This window comes from Phytoactinopolyspora halotolerans (genome assembly GCF_010550675.1).
GTDB lineage: Bacteria > Actinomycetota > Actinomycetes > Jiangellales > Jiangellaceae > Phytoactinopolyspora > Phytoactinopolyspora halotolerans.
In genome coordinates this window covers 107,123-130,002 of sequence record NZ_JAAGOA010000010.1, presented here as the reverse complement: position 1 = coordinate 130,002, position 22,880 = coordinate 107,123, and the positions used below count along the sequence as shown (strand labels likewise).

Annotated in this window: 17 protein-coding genes; 9 read left to right on the top strand and 8 right to left on the bottom strand. The window is 69.0% G+C overall.

Annotated features, from left to right (window positions below; translation table 11 throughout):
- Positions 1 to 209: 209 nt before the first annotated feature.
- Positions 210 to 3,467 (top strand): AfsR/SARP family transcriptional regulator, encoded by a 3,258-nt coding sequence (locus G1H10_RS15650; protein WP_163739405.1) that lies wholly within the window; start codon positions 210 to 212, stop codon positions 3,465 to 3,467.
- Positions 3,468 to 3,624: 157 nt separating this feature from the next.
- The gene (locus tag G1H10_RS15645; RefSeq protein WP_174264385.1) at positions 3,625 to 6,885 is read left to right on the top strand and encodes an AfsR/SARP family transcriptional regulator; all 3,261 of its coding nucleotides are present in this window, start codon (positions 3,625 to 3,627) and stop codon (positions 6,883 to 6,885) included.
- A 51-nt stretch (positions 6,886 to 6,936) separates the two neighbouring features.
- On the opposite strand, the gene G1H10_RS15640 is transcribed toward G1H10_RS15645, so the two are convergent.
- From G1H10_RS15640 to G1H10_RS15625, 4 genes are all read right to left on the bottom strand, one after another.
- On the bottom strand, positions 6,937 to 7,824 hold the full coding sequence (locus G1H10_RS15640) for a hypothetical protein (protein WP_163739404.1): 888 nt from the start codon (positions 7,822 to 7,824) through the stop codon (positions 6,937 to 6,939).
- Between the two features lie 197 nt (positions 7,825 to 8,021).
- Entirely contained in the window at positions 8,022 to 9,215 is a 1,194-nt protein-coding gene (locus G1H10_RS15635; RefSeq protein ID WP_163739402.1) for a hypothetical protein, read from the bottom strand.
- A gap of 113 nt (positions 9,216 to 9,328) precedes the next feature.
- Positions 9,329 to 10,267 carry a hypothetical protein gene (locus G1H10_RS15630; RefSeq protein WP_216853305.1) on the bottom strand — a complete coding sequence of 313 codons (939 nt, stop codon included), beginning with the start codon at positions 10,265 to 10,267 and terminating at the stop codon, positions 9,329 to 9,331.
- Positions 10,264 to 11,202: an ATP-binding cassette domain-containing protein gene (locus G1H10_RS15625; RefSeq protein WP_163739400.1), complete on the bottom strand. Its 939-nt coding sequence runs from the start codon at positions 11,200 to 11,202 to the stop codon at positions 10,264 to 10,266. Before G1H10_RS15625 ends, G1H10_RS15630 begins: the two co-directional genes overlap by 4 nt.
- 271 nt (positions 11,203 to 11,473) lie before the next feature.
- Between G1H10_RS15625 and G1H10_RS15620 the strand changes: the two genes are divergently transcribed.
- The 3 genes from G1H10_RS15620 to G1H10_RS15610 all read left to right on the top strand — a co-directional run bounded on the left by G1H10_RS15620 (position 11,474) and on the right by G1H10_RS15610 (position 15,516).
- Positions 11,474 to 12,370 carry a hypothetical protein gene (locus G1H10_RS15620; protein WP_163739398.1) on the top strand — a complete coding sequence of 299 codons (897 nt, stop codon included), beginning with the start codon at positions 11,474 to 11,476 and terminating at the stop codon, positions 12,368 to 12,370.
- A complete protein-coding gene (locus tag G1H10_RS15615) occupies positions 12,367 to 14,628 on the top strand; it encodes an NHL domain-containing protein (RefSeq protein WP_163739396.1) in 2,262 nt (753 codons plus the stop codon). Before G1H10_RS15620 ends, G1H10_RS15615 begins: the two co-directional genes overlap by 4 nt.
- An 84-nt stretch (positions 14,629 to 14,712) precedes the next feature.
- The gene (locus G1H10_RS15610) at positions 14,713 to 15,516 is read left to right on the top strand and encodes a Cof-type HAD-IIB family hydrolase (protein ID WP_163739394.1); all 804 of its coding nucleotides are present in this window, start codon (positions 14,713 to 14,715) and stop codon (positions 15,514 to 15,516) included.
- Positions 15,517 to 15,641: 125 nt separating this feature from the next.
- Here the strand turns inward: G1H10_RS15610 and G1H10_RS15605 are convergent, their stop codons facing one another.
- Positions 15,642 to 16,241, bottom strand: a complete 600-nt coding sequence (locus G1H10_RS15605; protein ID WP_163739561.1) for a nicotinamidase — start codon at positions 16,239 to 16,241, stop codon at positions 15,642 to 15,644.
- Entirely contained in the window at positions 16,241 to 17,491 is a 1,251-nt protein-coding gene (locus G1H10_RS15600; RefSeq protein ID WP_246219578.1) for a nicotinate phosphoribosyltransferase, read from the bottom strand. The genes G1H10_RS15605 and G1H10_RS15600 overlap by 1 nt, the downstream gene beginning before the upstream one ends.
- Positions 17,492 to 17,616: 125 nt before the next feature.
- Here G1H10_RS15600 and clpS point away from each other — a divergent pair, with 125 nt between their 5' ends.
- Both clpS and G1H10_RS15590 read left to right on the top strand, forming a co-directional pair.
- Positions 17,617 to 17,922, top strand: a complete 306-nt coding sequence (gene clpS / locus G1H10_RS33985) for an ATP-dependent Clp protease adapter ClpS (RefSeq protein WP_312856586.1) — start codon at positions 17,617 to 17,619, stop codon at positions 17,920 to 17,922.
- A complete protein-coding gene (locus G1H10_RS15590) occupies positions 17,886 to 18,521 on the top strand; it encodes a DUF2017 domain-containing protein (RefSeq protein WP_312856585.1) in 636 nt (211 codons plus the stop codon). The genes clpS and G1H10_RS15590 overlap by 37 nt, the downstream gene beginning before the upstream one ends.
- 91 nt (positions 18,522 to 18,612) lie before the next feature.
- Here G1H10_RS15590 and G1H10_RS15585 read toward each other — a convergent pair whose 3' ends face one another.
- Positions 18,613 to 19,509 carry a LysR family transcriptional regulator gene (locus tag G1H10_RS15585; RefSeq protein ID WP_163739389.1) on the bottom strand — a complete coding sequence of 299 codons (897 nt, stop codon included), beginning with the start codon at positions 19,507 to 19,509 and terminating at the stop codon, positions 18,613 to 18,615.
- A 69-nt stretch (positions 19,510 to 19,578) separates the two neighbouring features.
- On the opposite strand from G1H10_RS15585, the gene G1H10_RS15580 reads away from it, so the two are divergent.
- Positions 19,579 to 20,598: a YeiH family protein gene (locus tag G1H10_RS15580; RefSeq protein WP_216853303.1), complete on the top strand. Its 1,020-nt coding sequence runs from the start codon at positions 19,579 to 19,581 to the stop codon at positions 20,596 to 20,598.
- A gap of 168 nt (positions 20,599 to 20,766) precedes the next feature.
- Here G1H10_RS15580 and G1H10_RS15575 read toward each other — a convergent pair whose 3' ends face one another.
- Entirely contained in the window at positions 20,767 to 21,468 is a 702-nt protein-coding gene (locus G1H10_RS15575) for a hypothetical protein (protein WP_163739387.1), read from the bottom strand.
- A 246-nt stretch (positions 21,469 to 21,714) separates the two neighbouring features.
- Here G1H10_RS15575 and G1H10_RS15570 point away from each other — a divergent pair, with 246 nt between their 5' ends.
- Positions 21,715 to 22,812, top strand: a complete 1,098-nt coding sequence (locus G1H10_RS15570) for an aldose epimerase family protein (protein ID WP_163739386.1) — start codon at positions 21,715 to 21,717, stop codon at positions 22,810 to 22,812.
- Positions 22,813 to 22,880: the final 68 nt, after the last annotated feature.

Sequence of the window (22,880 nt, the reverse complement as noted above, 5' to 3'; positions counted from 1 at the left end):
GTACCTGGCGACGCGGGCTTCACCGCCTGCGAAGTTCGTGGCAACCTTGACAGGACATCACGTCGTGGTCACTGATCGGTCACTGGTTGGTTGTGACCGTGCGGATGGGCACGACGGTCGTACTGGCCAAGGCTGGCAGGATGGCGGCGGCGATACGACGGAGAGGGACGGCGGCCGGCGAAGACGGGTGACCGGGACAAGGGGACGGTGTGCAGTTCGAGGTGCTGGGGCCGGTCCGGCTCATCCGGGACGGCGCCCCCGTTCCGGTGTCGGACCAACGCCGCAGACTGCTCGCGGTGCTGCTGGCCCGTGCGAATCGTGCCGTGAGTGTGGCCACGCTGGCGGAGGCGCTCTGGGACGCTGACCTGCCCGGGCGGCCGCACAAGAGCCTGCAGATGCACATTCACCGGCTCCGCAAGGCATTGGACGATACGGAACGCTTGACCGCGCAACCGGGAGGCTATCTGCTCCGGATCGGGCCCGGCGAGCTGGATGCCGAGCTCTTCAGCGAACAACACGGCGAGGCCCGCGAGGCGATGGCGGCGGGGCGCCTGGACGACGCGGTCCGCGAGTTCCGGGGCGCGTTGGAGCTGTGGCGTGGTGAGCCGTACGCCGACGTCGACGATGTGGACCGGATCGGGGCGGAGGCGGTGCGCCTCACCGAGGCCAGGCTGGCTGCATATGAGGAGCTGTACGACGCGGAGCTTGCGCGCGGCGCACATCGGGAGATCGTGCCCGAGCTGACCGAACGGGTGGCCGAATACCCGCTGCGGGAACGGTTCGCCGGGCAACTGATGCGGGCGCTGCACCGTGCCGGCCGGCACGCCCGGGCGTTGACGACATACCGGCAGCTCCGCCGCCGGCTGGCGGAGAAGCTCGACCTCGAGCCCGGCACCGAGATCCGTCGGCTGTATGAAGAGATCCGGGCAGAAGCACCGGTGGCGGCGGAACGCCCCGCCGACGCGGACAGCCCTGCGGAGCAAGGTTCGGCGCCCGCCCGCACCGAACCTCCACCGAGGCAACTTCCGCCGGTGACCGCGGTGTTCGTCGGGCGCCGGGCGGAGCTCGCCGAGTTGGAACGCGTGCAAGCCGACGGTGCTTCCGTCATCGTGGCCTCCGGGCCGGCCGGGGTGGGCAAGACCAGCCTGGCTGTTCAGTACGCCCGCTCCGCGGTAGACCGGTACCCGGACGGGCAGCTCTACGTCGATCTGCGCGGGCACGCACCGTCGCCGGCGCTGGCGCCGATCGACGCGCTTTCCCAGCTGCTGCTGGGGCTGGGCGCGGATCCCCGTCGCATTCCGGTGGACGCGGAGGCGGCGACGGCGGCATACCGGTCGTTGCTGGCCGACCGCAAGGTGTTGGTGTTGCTGGACAATGCGGAGTCGGCCGGTCAGGTGCGCCCGTTGTTGCCGGCGTCACCGGGGTGCGTGGCGCTGGTGACCAGCCGTGACCGGATGCTGGGACTCGTCGCCCGGGAGGGTGCGTTCCGGCTCAACGTCGATCTACTCCCGCAGGAGGAGGCGCGCGAGTTACTGGTTCGGCTGCTCGGCACGGATCGCGCGGTCGCGGAGCCGGAGCGGATCACGGATCTGGTCGAGGCGTGCGCCGGCCTGCCGCTGGCGGTACGGATCGTGGCGGCTCAGCTCGCTGATCAGCGACACCGATCGCTCGCCGAGTACGTGTCCGACCTGCGGAAGAGTCCGCTGGCGCAGATGGAGATCACCGGTGACGAGCAGGCTGCCGTCGCGACCGCGTTCGACCTGTCGTACCAGCGGCTCGATGATGACGCCCGCCGTATGTTCCGGCTCCTCGGGTCGGTGCCCGGTCCGGATTTCTCGGTTGCCGCCGTTGCTGCGCTGAGCGCGATGGAACCGGCGGCTGCGTCCAGGTGCCTGCGTCGGCTCGCGGCGGCACATCTCGTGGACGAACATCAACCGGATCGGTACCGGTTCCATGACCTGCTCCGCGAGTACGCGCAGGCCCGAGGACAGGCGGAGGAGTCGCCTGAGACCCGCGCGCTTGCGCTGAAGCGTCTCATGACCTGGTACTACCTGAGCAAGGAGGCCGCCAGTTCGACTCTGCGACCGTTACGTCCGATGCAGACACTGCAGGACATCCCGGAAGGCGTTCCGCCGCCGGCGATCAAGGACAAGGCGGACGCGATCAGCTGGTCGAAGGGCGAGCACGACAACATCGCCGCGGCAGTCGCCGCGGCCGGAGATCAGCTGCCGCTGCACTGGGCGTGGGATCTCGCGCTGGCCCACGGCACGGTCATGTCGAGCCTCGGCTACACCGCCGGTGCCATCGCCGTCTTTCGCAAGGGCGCCGACGCGGCGAGAGCCGCGGGAGACTCGCAGGCGCTGGCGGGCTCACTCACCGGACTGGGCTCTGCACTGCACTACGTCGACATCCGCCGGGCCGCGGAGGTGTACGCCGACGCGGTCACGCACGCCGAGAACGCCGGCGACCAGGTTCTGCTCGGCATCAGCCTGAACAATCTCGGTCTGGTGCATCAGGATCTCGGCAATCTGGAGGCCGCGGACACGCACCTGACCCGGGCACTCGCCGTCAAGCGGGCGGAGGACGGAAAGTGGGTCGAGTCGACGTTGCACAACCTCGCATATCTGGCTGAACTGCGCGGCCAGTTCGCTCGGGCCGCCGCGATGTACGAGGAGGTCATCGAGCTCATCGGTAACGAGTCGGACAGCTTGGCTGCACGGGCCGCCGTCAATCTGGCCGAGGTCCGGGCCGAACTGGGCGATCTCCGCGATACGTTCGCCGTCCTCGATCGCGCTGAACGCCACGCCGTCGCGTTCGGTGGTGCACGCACCGAGTTGTCGGCGAAGACCCTGCGGGTCAACGTGTTGACCGATATCGGGCGGATCGAGGAGGCATTGGGTCAAGCCCGTGTTGCGGTGGCACGAGCGGACGAAGCCGGCGATGCGCGCTATCGGGCGCTGACCCGGATCGCCCTGGGCCGGGCGCTGCTTCAGGCGAACCGGCCGAGGCACGCCTTCGAGCAGTTCGAGCAAGCCGTTGCCATCGCGCGCACCACCGGCGAGCACCAGCCGCACATCGGCGCCCTGCTCGGTGCCGCGCGGGCCGAATTGCGGCTCGGTGCCACGTCGTCTGCCGAGTCGGCTGCCCGCGAGGCCTATGTGCTCGCCCGTGGCGGGCTCCGCGCCCGGGAGGCCGCGGCACTGGTGGTCCTCTCCCAGATCGACCTTGCGGCCGGACGGGAGGAGGACGCCGTCAATCGTGCCAAGGAGGCGCTGGCGATCCATCAGGCGTGTGGCCAGTACCTGGCCGAAGCCCGGGCGCTGGATGCGCTCGGCGAGGCGTTGCGGAAGACCGGCGACACGGCGATCGCAGACGAACATGTCGAGCGGGCGCGGAGGATGGTCGCCGAGTTCCGCCGCGCCGGCGGGACCGGCGCGGCAGCGGAACGTGAACCCGGGGGCGGGTGAGCTGCCGTATATCTCGGCAGCGGAGACCAGATGCGGATTCTCGCCGCGGCAGGTGACGTGACGTTCTCGACGCATATCACGGAGTGGTCACTGACCGATCACTGGGCGATCTCTGCTGGCAGGATGTGCATGGCGGCGGCTGTGGCGTCGTCGTCGAATGAACAAAGGGGTCGGCGTGCGGTTCGAGGTGCTCGGGACGGTCCGGATAGTCCGGGACGACGGCGCTGTGCCGGTATCGGAGCAGCGGCGGCGGTTGCTGTCGGTGTTGTTGGCCCGGGCGAACCGTGTGGTCAGTGCCGATGCTCTGGGCGAGGTGTTGTGGGGCGAGGATCCGTCCGGCTGGCCGAGCCGTTCCGACAAGAGCCTGCAGATGCACATCCATCGGTTACGTCGCGTGTTGGACGCACCGGATCGGTTGCGGGGTGAGTCCGGCGGTTACCTGCTGCAGGTGGCGGCAGGGGAGCTGGACGCCGGCGTCTTCGCCGAACGGCACGCCGCGGCCCGGGAGGCGGCTGCCGCCGGGCGGCTCGACGACGCGGTACGGCTGTATCGCGAAGGGCTGGCGCAGTGGCGCGGCGAGCCGTACGCGGACGTGGACCAGGTCGAGGTTGTGGGTCCTGAGTCCGCGCGTCTGACGGAGGCGCGGCTCGCCGCCTACGAGGAGTTGTACGAGACGGAGCTGGAGAAGGGTGCGTTCCGCGAGATCGTGCCGGAGCTGACCGAGCGGGTCGCGGAGTATCCGCTGCGCGAGCGGTTCGCGTTTCAGCTGATGCGGGCGTTGTGGCACAGCGGCCGACCAGCGCGTGCGTTGACGACCTACCGGCAGCTGCGTCGGCGTCTCGCGGAGAGCCTGCGCACGGAGCCGGGTGCCGAGCTGCGCGAACTGTACGAGCGGATCCAGGCGGAGTCGCCGGATCCGAGTGTGGGTGCGGGCTCGCCGGACGACGCCGGTGACGACCGTCCGTCCCGCCCGCGGCAGCTGCCGCCTGGGTCCGGGGTGTTCATCGGCCGTGCGACCGAGTTGGCCGAGATCGAGCGTGCGTGCGCGGATGACGGTGCGGCGGTGCTGGTGGCCACCGGTACCGCCGGCGTCGGGAAGACGACCGTCGCGCTCCGGTACGCACACGCCGTCGCCGACCGTTATCCCGACGGGCAGCTCTACATCGACCTGCGCGGGCATGCTACGGCTCCAGCCCTGGAGCCGATCGAAGCGCTCACCCACCTGCTGCGCGGTCTGGGTGCCGATCCGGGCAGCATTCCGACTCAGCTGTCCCCGGCCTCGGCTGAGTATCGCTCGCTGCTGGCGGAGCGGAAGGTCCTGGTGCTGCTGGACAACGCCGCGTCGGCTCAGCAGGTGCGACCGCTGCTGCCGGCCTCACCGGGCTGCCTTGCCCTAGTGACCAGCCGGGACCGATTGCTCGGGCTGGTGGCCAAGGAAGGCGCACATCCACTGCGGTTGCGGACGCTTCCCGATGACGAAGCCTACGAGTTGCTGGTCAGCCTGTTGGGGGAGGAGCGTATCGCGGCGGAGCCGGAACAGGCCCGGGCGTTGATCGACGCCTGTGCCGGTCTGCCGTTGGCGCTCCGTATCGCCGCCGCACAACTGGCCGACCAGCCGCGGCGGACGGTGGCCGGATACGTGGCAGAGTTGCGCGCCGCCCCGCTGACCACACTGGAGATCCAGGACGACGACCAGTCCGCGGTGGCGGCCGCGTTCGACCTGTCATATCAGCGACTCCCGGACGGCCCGCGGCGGCTGTTCCGGCTGCTGGGCCTGGTCCCCGGTCCCGACTTCACCCCCGACGCGGCGTCGGCGTTGAGCGGGGAATCTCCGCAGGCCGTTCGCGGGCACCTGCGCCGGCTGGAGACCGCCCATCTGGTGGAGGAACACGCCGTCGGCCGGTATCGCTTCCATGATCTGCTCCGGGATTTCGCCGCACACTGTGCCGAGGCGGAAGAGTCCGTCGAGACCCGATCGGCCGCGATCGACCGGCTGATGGCCTGGTACTACCAGGGCAAGGAAGCGGCGAGCCGCCGATTTCGCCCGGAGAGCCCGAAGCTGGACGCGCCGGCGATCCCGGACGGCCTGCCCGAGATCGTGCTTCGCGACGCGTTCGAAGCGGCGTCGTGGTCGCAGGCGGAACACCGCAACATCGCGGCCGCCATCGCGCGTGCCGCGTCTTCGGGGCCACAACACTGGACGTGGCATCTGGCGCTCGGGCACTGCGTCGCCGTGGCGGACAGCGGGTACATCACCGACTCGATCGCGATGATCCGTTCGGCGGTTCGCGCGGCCCGGGAGACGGATGATCGGCACGCGTTGGCCCACGCGACCGCCCAGCTGGCGACGGTTCTCGCCCGGCTGGACACCCGGCAGGCCGTGGACACCCTCACCGACGCGGCACGCCAGGCGGAGCAGAACAGCGACCCGATACTGCTCGGTTACTGCTTGAACAACCTGGGGGTGTACCTGCAGAACCTCGGGGACCTGGATGCGGCCGACGACTGCCTCACCCGGGCGTTGGCGATCAAGCGGGAAAGCGGCGCCAGCCGGGCCACGCAGGCGACCACGGTCAACAATCTCGCGCGCTTGGCATGCATGCGCGGCCAGCTCCGGCGCGGTGCCGAGATGTTCCAGCAGGCCGTGGAGCTGCGCGGCGACGCCTGGGGAACCTCGTCGGTGAACGCCCTGGTCAACTGCGAGCTGACCAAGATCATCCTGGGTGAGACGGAACAGAGCTTCGCCGTGCTCGAGCAGGCCGAGCTGCTCTCGACGGAGCTGGGTGACCACGTCACCCTGTTCCACGCACTCGAGGTCCGTGCGGACCTGCTGCGTGATCTCGGCAGGCTGGCGGAGGCACGATGCCAAGCACATGCGGCGAAGGAGTGCGCGGAAGGACTCGGCCAGCCCAGGCACCGCGCCCAGGCGCGCGTGACCCTCGGCATGGCGTACCTCGGCTTGCGGGAACTGGAGGCTGCTCGTGGCGAGTTCACCGAGGCGCTCGCCATCGCCGAGCGGGTCGGGGAGCGCGAGCCGGAAACGGACGCCTTGCTGGGGCTCGCCGAGTACGAGATGCGCGTCGGTGACCTGGTGGAAGCCGAGAGGTACGCGCGCCGCGCACATCAACTCGCCCAGGCGTGCGGCAAGGTGAAGGAAGGCAACACGCTGGCGCTACTGGCCCGAATCGAGCTGGCCGGGAACCGCCTGGACCAAGCGATCCGGCACGCGGAGCGGGCATTGGCCGTGCACCGGTCGACCGAGTACCACCTCGGGCAGGCCCGTGCGCTGCGCGTCCTAGGCGAGGCGCAGCGCACGGCCGGCCACGAGCGCGATGCGTGTGCGCACCTCCAGCTGGCGCGGCAGATGTTCACCGCCTTCGGCTCCCCGGAAGCCGACCAGATGCGGGCCCTTGCGTGACCATTGATCAGGCACACTCGCTGCTGTGGTTCTCGTTGATTCGGTCTGCGATCAGCCATCCTGGCAGACGGTCCTCAGATGCGAGCCGAGGCGCATGGTGATATTGGGCAGGTCGCCGAACATGCTTGGGTTAGAGGTGGACAACTCGTAGAGCGCCTGGCTGAGAACCGTGGGGTCGCTCATGTCCTCGAGTGATAACAGCCCGACGGCCATGGCGTACGTGCTCCAGTCGTCCGCCACCGCCTGGCTCGGTGCGAGAGCGGCGATCTCCTCGAGCTGGCCTTCGACAGCCGATCCCCGCTCGTAGTCGCTGAACGTGGAGGCTGCGAACAGGTCGTCGGCGAAGGGCTCCACGCGGCTGCAATATTCGGCCGACGCCACAGCCTCAGACTCTTGCTCGGCGTCCTGGTCGTGCTGCCCGCCTCCGTCGGCGGCCTGCGATCCGCCGCCGGCCTCGGTGAGGTCGACGCCGCACTCCGCCATGCGCGCGTCGAGTCGCTCCCGGATGGCGTCGAAGTCCCAGTCCTGGTAGAGCTGCTCTCGTTGTTCACCGGAGGGATCATCGTCGGGTGCGGGAAGGTCGGCAAGGGCATCCCACGCGTCAGCCGCGGTGCTCCAATCGTCTGCGATGCCGGCGTCCGGTGCGCCGGCGGCGATCTCACGGAACGCGTCCGCTATCTCGCGCGTCACCTCTGCGTGCGACGAGCCGGAAGCGTACGCTCCGGATACCTTGTCCTCCGCGGTGTCGACGAGCTGTACGACCGCGTCGCAGTAGTCGCCGGCGGGCTGTCCCTGATTGTCCGTCTGTGATCCGTCGCCGCCGGTGTCGTTGCCGACGCCGGCGAACGGGTTGGCACCTTCGTCGGAGCCGCACGCGGACAGCAGCAGTGTGAGAGCGGCAGCGGTGATGGTGGATGTGATCGTCGTCGTGCGATTCATTTGCGTGCTGACCCCGTGGTGTCGCGTGTCATCCTGACATATGCCGGGCGAGGCGAGAGGCCTGCGCAGCGATCGCAGGCCTCTCTCAGCCGGGTGGGCGTCGACCGATCGGTGGCCCACTATGGCGGACGTCGCTTCACCGCTACTACACACACGCGGTGCCGCGCTACACGCGTGGTTGCGCCGCGCGGCTGCTCCTACCAGGAGGATTCGCGGCTTGCGTAGACGTAGCGCATCCCGGGGTATTCGGTCTGCGACCAGATCTCGTCCCGTCCAGGCCAGTACGAGACGTCCTCCGGTCCGATCGGTACCGCGCCCGTGTACTGGGTGGCGAAGCTCCCGGGCCGCCAGATGAAGACGTCGCCACGGGTGGAGGAGCCGTTGCTGCGATGGATGTGGAACTTACCGTTGACCGACACGGCGCCCTGGACGCTCCGGATGCCCACCGTGTAGGCCCAGTCCGCGCGGGCGTAACCGTCGGAGTCCTCGGCGATGCCGTAGTCGCCTTGGTCGAGGTTGTACCGCGCCATCCGGGCGTCCGTACCGGGGTTGCCGTACTCGCTGACCAGGATCGAGTCTGGGCTGGTGGTGCGGTCGAGTGCGATCTGCGAGTAACGGAACCGGCCTTCGCCGCCGGTGGTGCTCGGCTGGTAATGCGCCTCCTGCGGCAACACGTAGAGGTAGTTGTGGGCGTAGTAGCTGCCATCGGGCTGGCGGCCGATCTTGGTGTTGTCTCCGGTGGAGACACGCATCAGATCGTCCATGTCGAACACGCGCAGGCCGTTGTACGTATTGGCGACGTAGAGCTTGTCGCCGTACCAGACGATCCCGCCGGCGTGTGCGTTGACCGGGCCGAACGAGGGCTGGCCGCCGTCCCAGCGGGGCTGGACGAGCAGCACGTGCCGATACTCGGGTGTCGTGCGGTTGCTCATGTCGACGAAGCTGATCCGGACGCCCATGTTGCGCCCGCTGTCCTTGTCATACCAGGAGCTGAGCAGCGCTTCCCGGCCTTCGTATTCGCCGGACGCGTTGGCGTCGCCGGTGGTGGTGACCCCTTGGGGCATCCAGTACGCGACGGACGTGTCACCGGAGTTCCAGCAGAACGACGCGGTGCGGTGGCGGACGGATGGCGAGCAGGACCGGCCGGTGCGGTTGGCGGAGTCGAGGACCGTCGAGACCGTGACGGTGCCGAGCTCGGAGCGGAGTCCTTCGAGCAGGGCCGGGTCGGTCTCGGAGCGCAGCAGGCGGATATCCGAAGGATCTGGGTTGGCATGCGCCTCCTGCGCCGGCACGGTCAGTAGGGCAAGCGCGGCGGTCAGGATGGCCGCGCCGGCGATCAGGATGGATGCGAGGTTGGGGGTGCGACGGAATGCGGACACGGAGGGCGTCATGCGGATCTCCTCACGTCGGTGATCATCACGAGCGTGCCGCGAGACGAGGGTCCTGTAAAGGTCTAGACCTTAGCCGAATTCCGGCGAACAGGTGAACGGGCGGCCACGGGTCCTCACACGAGGTCCCGCCGCCGATGCACGACCGCGGCGAGAACGGCGAAGACCACCAGGTAGGCGCCGGTCACCGCGGCCGCAGGCCCGCCATCCAAGACCTCCAGCACGCCCGGCGCTCCTCCGCTGCTCGCGTCCGCGCCGAGTGCACCGGCGACGGAACCCGCGGCGGTCCCGGGCAGCACGTCGGTCACGTAGCCGATGCCGGCGAGCAGTTCGGCGACGCCGCGCAGCAGGTTCTCCACCACCAGGGACCACACCAGACCGAGGCCCACGGCCAATGCCGGGCTCCGGGTGAGGACACCGATCAACGCACCGGCCGCGGTCCACATGCCGAAGATCAGCAAGCCGCCGCCGACGGATCGGACCGTCTCCGCCGCAGCCGGCCACGGGATGCTGTCCGCCTCGATGACGCCGATCAATGCGGCGACTCCGAGGTCCAGCGCGAGTGTGGCCAGCACGGTGGCGATCACCGTCACCGCCAGCGTCACCAGCGTTCCGCCGAACGCGGCAAGACGTCCCGGTCCCTGCATCGCCACCGTCTTCCACGTGCCCCAGCCGTAGCCGCTGCCGGTGACCAAGGCACCCAGGATCAGCATGATCGCACCGCCGAACATGGGCATGCCGCTGGTCAGGATCTGCGGCACCGCCGCGGGCATCAGGTCGTCCAGGAGCTGCTGCCGGGGCATGCCCTCGGTGGCGAAATTCTCTGACTCGGTGGCGTAGGCGAGGTAGTTGAACAGGTAGGCGAAGGTGAAGTTCAGCAGCATCCAGACACCGAGCATCACCCAGAAGGCCGGCCATGCGCGCACCCGCAGGAGTTCGGCGCGGGTGCTGGCGGCCAGCGGGTGTCGTGGTCCGCGGGCTGCGGTCGTACGCGACTCGCCCGCCCGGGTCTGCGCCCGGCTCGCCGTGCGTGCGGCGTTCGTGGTGGTGCTCATCGGTCGCCCTCCTCGGCGTGGTCGGTGCTCGGCTCGGTGTCCGTGCGGTCCGACGTCATCTCGAAGAACACGTCCTCGAGTGACCGTTCGGTCGGCCGGATCTCATGGATGGCGACGTCGGCCTCGACCAGCTCCCGTGCGATCCGTGGGGCAGCGGACACGTCGACATCGATGTCCAGTCCGTCGTCGACCACCCGCACCGCATCGTCGCCCGCGATACCCATGGCGACGGCCAGCGCGGTATCCACGGGTTCCGCGCGGACGCGCAGCGTGCTGCCGCCCCGTAGCTCCGAGACGGTGCTCTCGGCCAGCAGTCGTCCGTTCGAGATGACGCCGACCCGGTCGCAGATCTCCTGGACCTCGCTGAGTATGTGACTGGACAGGATCACCGTCTGCCCGCCTTCGGCGAGGTCGACGATGAGCCGGCGCATCTCCGCCATGCCGGCCGGGTCGAGGCCGTTGGTCGGTTCGTCCAGAATGAGCAGCTCCGGATCGCCGAGCAGCGCCGACGCCACACCCAACCGCTGCTTCATGCCCAGCGAATAGGTGCGGAACGGGTCGCCTCCGCGGGAGCTCAGCTCGACCCGCCGCAGAGCGTCGTCGGCCGACCCATCGTCGATCCCCTGGTAGCGGGTGAGGACCCGGAGGTTGTCGCGTCCGGACAGGTAGGGGTAGAAGCCCGGCCCTTCGATCAAGGCGCCGATGCCGGCGACGGCCGCCGGATGGCCGGGCGCGTGTCCCAGGATGGTGGCACTGCCGCTGGTGGGCCGGAGCAGCCCGAGCAGCATGCGGAGCATCGTGGTCTTGCCGGCGCCGTTCGGCCCGAGGAAGCCGTACACCTCGCCGGCGTGAACGGTGAGGCTGACCTCGTCGGCGGCCGCATGCTCGCCGTAGCGCTTGGTCAGCCGATCGGTGGTCACGATGGTGTTCGTCATGCCACCCACCGTCGCGCATCGACCGTTGCCGCGCGTCCGATCAGATGCGTCATCTGACGTACGCAGATCGACGTACACCCGGCGTCGTCGGCTACGCCTGCCGGGCAGCGGCGGGCCACATGTCGCGTCGTACTGTTTCCGGCCGGTTCGGGTGAGCGCAAGCGAGGCGCAAGTGAGGCGCAAGCGGCGGCTGCGATCCTGTCTACGCCCCGCGCCATGGTGCGCGTGTGCTCAACCCGAACTCCCTGCAATCAACGACTAAGGAACTCCGATGCGCACAATAGTCGGCACCGCTACGCTGACCGCTGCCCTGCTCACCCTCGCCGCCTGCGGCGACGACGATTCCGCGACGATCAGCCCGGAGGATTGCGACGGCCCACCCCAGGTCACGGTCACCGACGCGGGGAGTGAACCACGCGATGTCATGGAGATGTCACCTACCGCGGGCGACACGGTGGCCCTGGACATGCAGATGGAGATGAGCAGCGAGGTCCGCGTCGACGGTGACAGCATGCCCTCGGGCTCGGTGCCCGTCATGACCATCGGCATGGAGACGACGGTTGACGAGGTCACGGACGACGAGATCAGAATGTCGTTCGTCTACGACCGGGTCGATGCCGGCGACGACGCCGCGACGGCAGGGCTGTTCGAACCCATGGTCGGTATGTCCGGGACGCTGACCACCACGCGCAACGGCGCGTTCATCGACGGCGAGGTCGACGCGGACGGCTTGGACCCCGTGATGAGCGAGGCGGTCGGACAGTTCGAACAGATGCTGGCCGACATGACGGTGCCCTTCCCGACCGAGCCGGTGGGTGCCGGTGCCGAGTGGGACATGGTCAGCTCGGTCGAGACGAGCGGTCTCACCCTCTGCAACACCGCCACGTATCACCTGGTCGAGTTCGACGGGGATGCGTACGAACTCGACGTGGAGGTGTCCCAGCAGGCTCTTCCGGGCACGCTCGACGAGGGCGGCGTGACGGCGGAACTGGCCGAGTTCGAAGCCAGCGGCACTGGGAATCATCGGGGCAACCTGAGTTTCCCGTTGGCGGTCTCCGGTTCGAGCAACGTCACGACGGAGATGGAGATGAAGCTCGAACAGGACGGCACCGAACACACACAGGAGATGACGATGAGCATCACCACCGAGATCGCACCGCGGGAATGAGCGGGGCGGACAGGCAGGTACGTCGGTCACGACGGCACACGCGCAGCTTTCCGACACCGCGCGCCGCCGCCATTCTCGTCGCGGCGTTAATGCTGGCCGACGCCCCGGCCGTGGCACGTGCGGACACGGAGCCGGACGCCGTGATCGACGTGGCGGACATGGAACCCGGGCAGGCAGTGACCATCGCAGGGATCGGGGAGCCTGAAGATTACCTGCGTGATGGCGGCGATTCCGGCGACGGTGGTGCCGCGGCCGACGCGCCGCTGGGTCGCGAGCTGAGAATCGAAGTGGCGCCGGACGGGACGCTGTACATCTCGGACGGGTGGAACGAGAGCCTCCGGGTCGTGGATACCGAGGGCGTGATCGCGACGATGGCCGGCGCTCGCACGTCGGCGGAGATGGAGCATGATCGCTCCGTCACGCCACAGGTGTCGATCGACGACGACGGCACGATCTACGTCTCCAACGGTTCGGTCGTTCGCCGCATGGACTCAGACGGCGGCGAAGCCGTCACTGTCGCCGGCGGCGGTGATGCGAGGATGGACGACGGGCGCGTCAACGGCCGCGCCGTGGACGCGACACTGCGGATCACCGATCTGGCCGTGCGCGACGGCGTCCTCTACGTCGCCGACCGCCTCGGCAAGGAGCAATGGCGGATTCACACCGTCGACGGCGACGGCAGCATCACGACGCTGGCCGGCGGCGGGGACCTCGGGGTCCAGGCGAGCGAGGGAGGAGCGGCGACCGAGGCGCACTTGACGAGAGTGAGCAGCATCGCCGTGGACTCACAGGGCAACGTGTATGTCACGGAAGACCGGTACGACGATCTGCATTCGGAGGCCCGGCCGTACATCCGCAAGATCGGCGCGGACGGATCTATCAGTACTGTGCTGGGTGGCACGGAGCCGGGCTACACCGGCGATGGCGGCCCCGCGAGGGCGGCGCGGATAGGCCGCGCAGGCCCGGCGCTGGCCGTCGACGCCGAGGACCGGCTCCTACTCGTCGACAGTCAGAATGGCGTGATTCGCCGAATCGATGGCCGGGGCGTCATTTCCACGGTCGCACCCGTCTGGGACGCCGTGACCGATATCGCCGTCGGCGCGGACGGCAGCCTCTACCTGGCCGGCCAGGGCCGGGTCGTGATGATGGCACTGAACGGTCTCGCCGTCGACCCGGGGATGGACGACGCCGAGGAGGCGGAGGCGGCAGCCGATCCGTGGGCCGACGAGGAGCAGGGAACGGTCCTGACCGTCGCCGACCTCGCCCCCGACGAGCTGATCGGGCAACCGCGTGGAATCACCGTCGGCGTCGATGGCACGATTCACGTTGTCGGGTCGCGAGACGACTCCGTCCTGGCAATCAGCGCGGAAGGAGACACGGAGCGCATCCCCACCGGTGTGGGCGGGACATATCCGTTCGAACGCGTGACGACGGACGTCGAGCGGGGCGCCGACGGAAGCGTGTACGTGGCGGTGGACCGTGCCGTCGTGCGGATCTATCCCGACGGGTCCACTGCCGTCGTCGCGGGTGGCGGCAGGGTAGGGGATCCGGCGGACGGCCAGCTGGCCTTCACCGCGATGATGCGCCAGGGCGTGCGGCTGGCCTCGGCCCGGGACGGAACTTTGTACGTGGGTGACTTTCTCTCCCGCCGGGTGTATGAGCTCGAACGAGACGGAATCCTGCGGATCGTGTCCGACGGCCCGGTCGGGGCACAGACCGGAGGCTTGGCGGCCGGCCCGGACGGTCACATCTATGTATCGGGATGCGTGAACCGTTCGGTGAATCTCGAGGAGCTGAAGCACGAGCATGCGTTGGTGCTCGACCCGGACGGCAATGTCGAGCCCCTCGTAGAGTTCAGGACGCCGTTGTCGTCTCTGGACGTCCTCGACTACTGCCACCCGCTGCAGGCGGCTCCCGTGAACTCGCCGAGCGACATCGCGGTCGACGACGACGGCACGGCCTACGTCGCCACATCCGAGGGCATACAGAGCGTGGGCCCGGACGGCTCGGCCCAGACCGTGGTCGAGCCGTCCGATGATGCGGGCGTTCCGAGTGCTCTCGCTCTCGATGTGCACGGAAACCTGTACTTCACCGAGTCGTCCAGCGACCGGGTGCGGGTGGTGGTGCGGCCTGGCGGGGACGCGGGACTCGAACGGGGCGTCGTCATGGTCGCGGCGGGTGGCTTCGCCTTCGTCGGACTGATCGGCGCCGGCGTGGTGCTGTACCGCCGTCGGGGGCGCGTTCGCGCGACCGGGTGAGCTTGGCCACGTGCACGGGGCGCCGAGGTCCATGAACGCCTGTTCGGCTGAGCATCTTCGGTCGGCACCTGGCAGACTCGTAGGGTGCAGCTGTCTGAACAACCGCCCCGCATCGTCGCTACTGACCTGGACGGAACCCTGCTTCGCAGCGACGGGTCGATCTCGCCGCGCACCCTGTCCGCGATCCGCCAAGCGGAGGATGCCGGCGCGACGGTGATCTTCGTCTCCGGCCGACCGCCACGGTGGCTGGACATCCTGGCCGGCGCGGTCGGCAGCCACGGGCTGGCGGTCTGTGCCAACGGTGCCCTGGTGTACGACGTCGCCGGGCGGCGGATCGTGGAGCAGTATCCGCTGGCCGCCGATGCGGCGATGGAGGTGGCGCATGCCCTGCGTGCTGCGGTCCCCGGGGTGACCTTCGCGATGGAACGCGAGCTTGTGTACGGCAAGGAGCCCGCCTTCCGGCATCGATGGGTGCTCCCGCAGGGAGCGCTGGAATGCGAGCTGGAGGTGCTGCTGGCCGAGCCCGTGGCGAAGCTGCTGGCGCGGCACGACGAGATGGCACCCGCCGAGTTCATCAAGCTCGGCACCGACGTGATCGGTGAACTGGCCACCGCGACCTACTCGGACGGCCAGGCACTGCTGGAGATCAGCGCTCCCGGGATCTCCAAGGCGTCCACGCTGGCCGCGCTCTGCGCTGAGCGCGGCGTCGGCGCGGACGAGGTCGTCGCGTTCGGCGACATGCCGAACGATGTGTTGATGCTCGAGTGGGCCGGCACGTCCTATGCCATGGCCAATGCGCACCCGGATGTGGTGGCGGCCGCGGACGCCCGGTGCGCGAGCAACGACGAGGACGGCGTCGCCGAGGTGCTGGAGAAGCTGTTCGCCTGAGCTCCGCCTTGGGTCTCCAGACGCCCTTCCCGGCGACTCTGGAAGGTGACCAGGCGCCTGGAAGATGATCAGGCGCCTGGAAGGTGATCAGGCGCCTGGAAGGTGATCAGGCGTGTGGAGCGTGATCAGGCGGCGCGTACGATGGGCGTGCCGACCAGGTCGACTCCGGCGTCGCGCATCTCGGCGAGCGCGCGCTCGGTGGTGGCCGGGGACACCCCCGCCGTCAGATCGAGCAGCACCCGGGTAGCCAACCCGGTTCGGACGGCGTCGAGGGCGGTGGCGCGGACACAGTGGTCGGTGGCGATGCCGACGATGTCCACCGCGGTGACCTCGCGTTCACGTAGCCACGCCGCCAGTCCGCTGCCGTCCTGGCAGCTGCCGTCGAAGCCGGAGTAGCCGTGCGAGTACTCGCCTTTGTTGAAGATGGCATCGAACGGCTGCGGGTCCAGATTGGGATGGAAGGCTGCCCCGTCGGTGTCCGCGACGCAGTGCCGGGGCCAGCTCGTCACGTAGTCGGGGGTGTCCGAGAAGTGCTCGCCGGGATCGATGTGGTGGTCGCGGGTCGCGACGACGTGGTCGTATGGCCGGTTCTCGGGCTCCTCGTCGTACCACTGACGTAACACTTCCGCGATGCTGTACGCCGTCTCGGCTCCTCCGTTCACGCCGAGCGTTCCGCCCTCGCAGAAGTCGTTCTGCACGTCGACGACGATCAGTGCGCGCTTCATCATGGCTCCTCGTAGAGCGTGGGGATGGCGGGTTCGCCACGAGACATCTGCAGGGCCACCCGGGGCAGTTCGGCCAGACCTTGCCGGTGGCGCTCCTGGGCGGCGTCGAGCGGCTCGCGTCCGACCACCTCACCCGAGCGGACCAGCGGCAGCAGCAGGTCCCGGTCGTCGGCGTCCGACTCCGGCCGGTGATCGATCGCGATCACCTCCGCCTCGGCGAAGCCGTTCCGGTCGCGTCGCCGTACCGGAAACTTGCGGCCCCCGACCCCTGGCTTGTCCTCGCTCTTCTTCTCGACCGGCGTCAGCTCGCCGTCCGGACCCTCGCGAGCGACGAGCTTGTACACCAGGCCGGCCGTGGGCGAACCGGAACCGGTGACCAGGGATGTGCCGACCCCGTAGGCGTCGACCGGTGCCGCGGCGAGCGCGGCGATGGCATGTTCATCGAGGTCGCTGGTGACGACGATCTTGGTACTGGTGGCGCCCAGCTCGTCCAGTTGCGCGCGGACCTCGTGGGCCTGCGCCAGCAGATCCCCGGAGTCCAGCCGGACGGCGCCCAGGTCGGGTCCGGCGACGTCGACGGCGAGCGCGACCGCCTCGGCGACGTCGTAGGTGTCGACGAGCAGCGTGGTGCCCTTGCCGAGGCTCTGGACCTGGGCGGTGAAGGCGTCCCGCTCGGTGTCGTGCAGCAGCGTGAACGCGTGCGCGCTGGTCCCGCGGGTCGGGATGCCGTAACTCCGGCCGGCCTGCAGGTTGCTCGTCGAGGAGAACCCGCCGATGTACGCGGCCCTCGCCGCGGTGACAGCGGCCTGCTCGTGTGTGCGGCGCGAACCCATCTCGATGCACGGCCGTCCACGTGCCGCCGCCGTCATCCGGGACGCGGCCGCCGCTACGGCGGAGTCGGCGTTGAGGATGGAAAGCGTCAGAGTCTCCAGGAGCACCGCCTCTGCGAACGGTGCCTCCACGATCAACAGCGGAGAGTGCGGGAAGTACGGTTCCCCTTCGCCGTACCCCCAGATGTCGCCGGAGAAGCGGTAGCCGGCCAGCCACTCGATGGTCGGACGGTCCACGACACCGCTGCTGTCCAGGTGCTCCAAGGTGGCGTCGTCGAAGGAGAACGCCTCCAGCGCGTCCAACAACCTGCCGGTGCCGGCGACGACGCCATACCGGCGACCGTGTGGCAGGCTCCGGGCGAACACCTCGAAGACCGCGCGTCGTCGCCCGGTCCCCCTGGCCAACGCGGCCTGGAGCATCGTCAGCTCGTAGTGGTCGGTTAGCAATGCAGTTGTCGCCGACACATCACTCAGACTATCTCGACGGCGCGCCACTGGGCGGTGAATGTGGCCGCAGCGAGCCAAGAGTGCGACACTTGAGGATTGTGACGACCGCACCTGTCGAGATCGAGCGTCCGGAGGTCGAGGAGACCGAAGCTCCGGCGCCGGAGACCCCCTGGGTGACGGTTGTGTGGAATGACCCGGTCAACCTCATGTCCTACGTGACGTACGTCTTTCAGGCCTACTTCGCCTACCCGAAGCCGAAGGCGGAGCGGCTCATGCTCGATGTACACGAGAAAGGCAAGGCCGTCGTGTCTGAGGGCAGCCGTGAGGAGATGGAGCGTGACGTCGAGGCCATGCACTCCTACGGATTGTGGGCCACACTGCAGAAGGCGGGGGACCTAGGCTGAGTACAGCGTTCCGGCGGGCGCGCGGGGGTGGCGTGACCGCGTCCTTCCATACGGCCGAGGTCGAGCTTCTGCGCTCATTGGTGGGCCAGCTGTTGGAGCTGGTGCGGGACACACCGGAGCAGAAAGAGGGCGATGACGACGGCTGGGCCGCGGCGCTGGGCCTGGCCGACGACGACACGCCGAAACGGCCGACGGATCCAGTCGTGCTGCGACTGTTCCCGGACGGGTACCAGGGCGACGACGAGGCCGCGTCGGACTTCCGGCGGTTCACCGAACGTGGACTGCGCGAGGCCAAGGCGGGCATGGCCGCTACCGTGCTCGCGTCCCTGGCCACGGCCGAGGGGGTGGACCCGGGCGAGCGTAAGTCGCGCGAGAAGACGCGTGTCGAACTCAACGCCGAGGAAGCGGATGCGTGGCTGCGGACCCTGACCGACCTGCGGCTGGCGCTCGGCACCCGGCTCGGCGTCTCCGAGGACGACGAGGATCAGTGGTTGAGCCTTCCGGAGGACGATCCTCGCCGGCACATCCACGACGTCTACGACTGGCTGGGCTGGCTCCAGGAAACACTCGTCCGCACCCTCTCCGCCGGCCTCCCCTAACCCCGCCCTAAATGATCATGTGAAGTGGGTTTTCTCCAGCACTACCATGCCTGCAGACCTGTTGAGGCACGAGAAAACCCACTTCACATGATCATTTGGAGACGGCGCGGCGGGCGAGGAGGGCGGCGGCGCCGGTGAGGTCGCGGTCCGCGCGCCAGATCAGCCGCAGCAGGCGGCGCAGGTCGAGTCCGGCCACGTCGACGGCGACCAGCAGCTGCCCGGCGAGCTCGGCCCGCACGGTCAGTGAGCTGAGGACGCCGACCCCGTCCGAGTCGAGCAGGGCGGTCTTGATCGATGCGGTCGAGCCGAGCTCCAGCGCCGGTTGCGGAAGCGGCAACCCCAGCGCGGCCACGGCGTGGTCGAAGGCCTCGCGCGTTCCGGATCCGGGTTCGCGCAGGACGAGCCGCGCGGAGAGCAGCTCGCTCACGGTCACCGGCCGGCGTCCGCTCGCCCACGGGTGGTCGGCGGAGACCACGACCGCGAGCTGGTCCTCGGCAACTGTGTGTGCGCGCACGCCCTCCGGAAGTGTGACACCCTCGACGAATCCCAGCTCGGCGCTGCCCGCCAGCACCTGGCCGGCCACCTCCTCCGAATTGCCGACGCGGAGCGCGATGGCCAGATCGGGTTCGTGCCGCTGCAGGTCGGCGAGCCACCCAGGCATCAGGTACTCGGCGATGGTCATGCTCGCCGACACGTGGAGCTGACCGGCGCGTTCATGCCGCAGCGCGGCGACGGCCGCCTCGAAACGATCCGAGGCGGTGAGGACTTCCCGTGCCCAGTCGGTGACGGCGGACCCGGTCGGTGTCAGCCGCGATCCGCGGGCTGTCCGTTCCACCAGCCGCAAGCCGAGCTGGTGCTCCAGCCGCCGGAGGTTGGTGCTGACGGTCGGCTGCGCGAGCTGTAGCGCGCGGGCAGCCTCTCCGATGCTTCCGTGTTCGGCGATGGCCAGCAGCAGCTCCATCGCACGCAGCTCGAGGCGCGAACTCATAGATCGAGTCTATGTACCCATCGCCATCTGGGCCTTCTGCCCGGGGCCGGGCTGGCTCACGATCGATACGTGACCGTATCCGCGCAGCAGCCGGCAACCTGGGGCGGGGCAACTGCGGGTGTGCGGCGTGCCATGCCCGGTCTTGCCGTTGTGGCCGGAGCGGTCGCGGTGGCCTACGGGGTGAGCATGGTGTCGCCCGCGCTCGGGCCGTTGACCGGCGCCGTGATGCTCGGCATCCTGGCGAGGAACCTGGGGCTGCTCTGGCCGGCGGCGGAGCCCGGAGTGGCGTTCGCGGCCAAGCGGATGCTCCGTGCGGGCGTCGTGCTGCTCGGCCTCAAGCTGGCGATACCCGAACTTGTGCAGCTCCGCCCGGTGACGCTCGTCATCATCGTGACCACCGTCGTCGTCACCTTCGTCGGTACCCGCTGGATCGGGCGACGATTGGGCCTCGGCGACGACCGAGCGCTCCTGCTCGCCACCGGATCGGCGATCTGTGGAGCATCGGCGATCGCCGCGATGAGCAGCGTCGTGGACGGCGAGGACGATGACACCGCGACCGCGGTGGCCATGGTCACCCTCTACGGCAGCCTCGCCATGGCGCTCTACCCGGGGTTGCAGGGGCCGCTCGGCCTGAGTCACGAGGAGTACGGCATCTGGGTCGGGGCCAGCGTGCACGAGGTGGCGCAGGTGGTGGCTGCCGCTACCGTCGTGGCCGAGCCGGCGCTGCTGGTGGCCGTCGTGGCCAAACTGGCTCGGGTGGTGTTGCTCGCTCCGCTGGTGGCGGCGGTGGCCGTCGTACGACAGCGGGACGGCACGCCCGACGGCCGCCGTCCGCTGATCCCCGCCTTCGTGCTCGGCTTCCTGGGGATGATGCTGCTGCGCAGCGCCGACGTGGTGCCGTCGTCGGCGCTCAGCGTCGCGGATACGGCCAGCACGTTGCTGCTTGCGGCGGCGATGTTCGGATTGGGCGCCGGCGTCCGGCTGGCCGCTCTGGCGCGAACCGGGGGCCGTGCCTTGCTCGCGGGTGCTGCCGCCACGGTCATCGCCGCCACCACGGCCTATGCCGGATTGCTGGTCGCGCGGATGTGAGCGATCCGATGTGACAGGCCGGATATGGCGGACGGGATGGCGCGCCGGAGATGACGGACCGGATGGCACACCGGGTATGGCGGACGGGATACGACAGGCCGAGGGGCCCACCGGTGATCCGGAAGGCCCCTCGGGTCGGTGTCGGCTCAGCGACGTCGGTCGTCCTGGTCAGTTGTTGATCATCTCGATGGCCGGAGCGGTCGTCACCGGCTGGCTCGCGCCGGCTTCCGGCCGTCCGCGAGCGACCCAGACGAGGCCGCCGCCGGTGGCCAGGAAGGTCACGCCGAGGCCGGCGAGCAGTCCGGCGACGCCCAGTCCGAGCTGCAGGGTCGAGTGGGTGACCGTGCCGACGCCCAGTTCGCCGAAGAGGCCGTGCGCAGTGCCGGTCCATGCCATCTCCCGAGCGGCGCCTTCGATCGGGTGCTCGCGGTCGAAGTCGGTCCAGTACCGACCGTCGACGTCGAACTCGTAAGTGCCGGCTTCGAATGTCTCGCCGTTGTACTCGACGGTCTCGTCCAGGACGATCGTCTGGGTTCCGTGCAGGACGTGGTAGCCGACCGTCGCCATCTGGTACATGTACTCGGTCGCGGTGTTGACCACCGGGTCGTTCGGGTCGAGGTCCGACTCGACAACCGGGTAGTTCCACTCCTCGGTGAGCAGCTCCATGATCGCGTCCGCGCCTTCGGTGGTGCCGCGATCGGTGAGCTGGCCGTCTTCGTTGTAGGCCAGAGTGACGTTCTGCGCCTCGCTGAACGCGTTCAGCGAGTCATAGCCGTCCTGGACCTTGGTGTAGGCAACGCCGCCCGCGACCAGGAAACCCAGGCCGAAGACTCCGAGCACCGCTCCTAGGACCCGCAGCCGCTTCTTCATGAGCTTGTCTCCTCGCTTGTGTTCGTTGAACCCGATGTCTTCACTTTCGCTGAGATCGAGCACCTGTGCTTAGAGCCGTTGTGCAGACAACGACGGGACATTGGGCCTGTCTGGTGAGGGCCGCATGACCCGGCACGACACATTGCTCGACGGCCCCGACGCCAGCCGCGTCGCCGGGCTGTGCCGCTGCTCCTTAAGCTGTCAGTGCCACACGTCAGGGACACCACTCGGTCGAGAGGAGACCGGATGCTCGAGCAGGAAGCGCCAGCCGTGACGGAGGAGGTCTTCGGGACCACGCCCGACGGGACGCAGGTGGATGCCTACACCTTGAGCAACGCATCCGGGGTGCGGGCGCGGATCCTGACCTATGGCGGGATTCTGCAGTCGCTCGAGACGCCGGATCGCGACGGCGTGTCCGCGAACATCGTCCTCGGTTTCGACAACCTCGCGGATTATCTGGAGCGGAACCCCTACTTCGGCACGATCACCGGCCGGTACGCGAACCGGATCGCGAATGGAACGTTCACATTGGACGGCGTCACATACCGGCTCACCCAGAACCGTCCGCCGTTGCATCTACACGGCGGCGCGGCGGGCTTTAGCCACCGGATCTGGTCGGCTCGGGTGGTCGGCGACGCCGCGGACGGCGCCACCGCGAGCGGCGACGTCGCTGTTGAGCTGACCTACACGAGCCCGGACGGCGAGGAGGGTTACCCCGGCACGCTCGAGGCGACGGTGCGCTACACGCTGACCGCCGACGGCGAGCTCCGCATCGACTATCACGCGACCACGGATGCGCCCACCATCGTGAACCTGACCAATCACGCGTACTTCAACCTCGCCGGCGAGGGCAGCGGTAGCGTCCTGGGGCATCTCGTGCGGCTGAACGCGGAGCACTACACGCCGACCGACGAGCAGGCGATCCCCACCGGAGAGATCGCACCGGTCGAGGGCACGCCGCTGGATTTCCGCGAGCCGATGGAGATCGGTACCCGGATCCGTGACCCGCATCCGCAGCTGGTGATCGCCGGCGGATACGACCACAACTACGTCGTGGCGCGTTCCGGTGACGGCCTGGAGCTGGCCGCACGCGTCACCGAGCCGGGCAGCGGCCGGGTGCTCTCGGTGCATACCACTGAGCCGGGCATCCAGTTCTACACCGGCAATCAGCTCACGACACCGCTGGTAGGCACGGGCGGGCGCCAATATCGCCAGGGGGACGGGCTGTGTCTGGAGACGCAGCACTTCCCGGACTCGCCGAACCATCGTCAGTTCCCGTCGACGGTTCTGCGTCCCGGTGAGGTGTTCCGGTCGAGCACGCTCTTCGCGTTCTCCGCGTCGTAACGCTCAAGGCGGCGCATAGACGTCATCGAGCCGTCGTCGGGGCCGCGTGTCGTCTGCGCCGACGGTCC

Excerpts from the sequence above, each read along its gene's own strand:
- G1H10_RS15585 (WP_163739389.1), bottom strand. The coding sequence starts at position 19,509 with ATGAGTTCGCGCCTCGAGCTGCGTGCGATGGAGCTGCTGCTGGCCATC.
- G1H10_RS15615 (WP_163739396.1), top strand. The coding sequence starts at position 12,367 with ATGAGCGGGGCGGACAGGCAGGTACGTCGGTCACGACGGCACACGCGC.
- G1H10_RS15620 (WP_163739398.1), top strand. The coding sequence starts at position 11,474 with ATGCGCACAATAGTCGGCACCGCTACGCTGACCGCTGCCCTGCTCACC.
- G1H10_RS15570 (WP_163739386.1), top strand. The coding sequence starts at position 21,715 with ATGCTCGAGCAGGAAGCGCCAGCCGTGACGGAGGAGGTCTTCGGGACC.
- G1H10_RS15600 (WP_246219578.1), bottom strand. The coding sequence starts at position 17,491 with ATGCTCCAGGCCGCGTTGGCCAGGGGGACCGGGCGACGACGCGCGGTC.
- G1H10_RS15625 (WP_163739400.1), bottom strand. The coding sequence starts at position 11,202 with ATGACGAACACCATCGTGACCACCGATCGGCTGACCAAGCGCTACGGC.
- G1H10_RS15630 (WP_216853305.1), bottom strand. The coding sequence starts at position 10,267 with ATGAGCACCACCACGAACGCCGCACGCACGGCGAGCCGGGCGCAGACC.
- G1H10_RS15645 (WP_174264385.1), top strand. The coding sequence starts at position 3,625 with ATGAACAAAGGGGTCGGCGTGCGGTTCGAGGTGCTCGGGACGGTCCGG.
- G1H10_RS15575 (WP_163739387.1), bottom strand. The coding sequence starts at position 21,468 with ATGAAGAAGCGGCTGCGGGTCCTAGGAGCGGTGCTCGGAGTCTTCGGC.
- G1H10_RS15635 (WP_163739402.1), bottom strand. The coding sequence starts at position 9,215 with ATGACGCCCTCCGTGTCCGCATTCCGTCGCACCCCCAACCTCGCATCC.
- G1H10_RS15605 (WP_163739561.1), bottom strand. The coding sequence starts at position 16,241 with ATGAAGCGCGCACTGATCGTCGTCGACGTGCAGAACGACTTCTGCGAG.
- G1H10_RS15640 (WP_163739404.1), bottom strand. The coding sequence starts at position 7,824 with ATGAATCGCACGACGACGATCACATCCACCATCACCGCTGCCGCTCTC.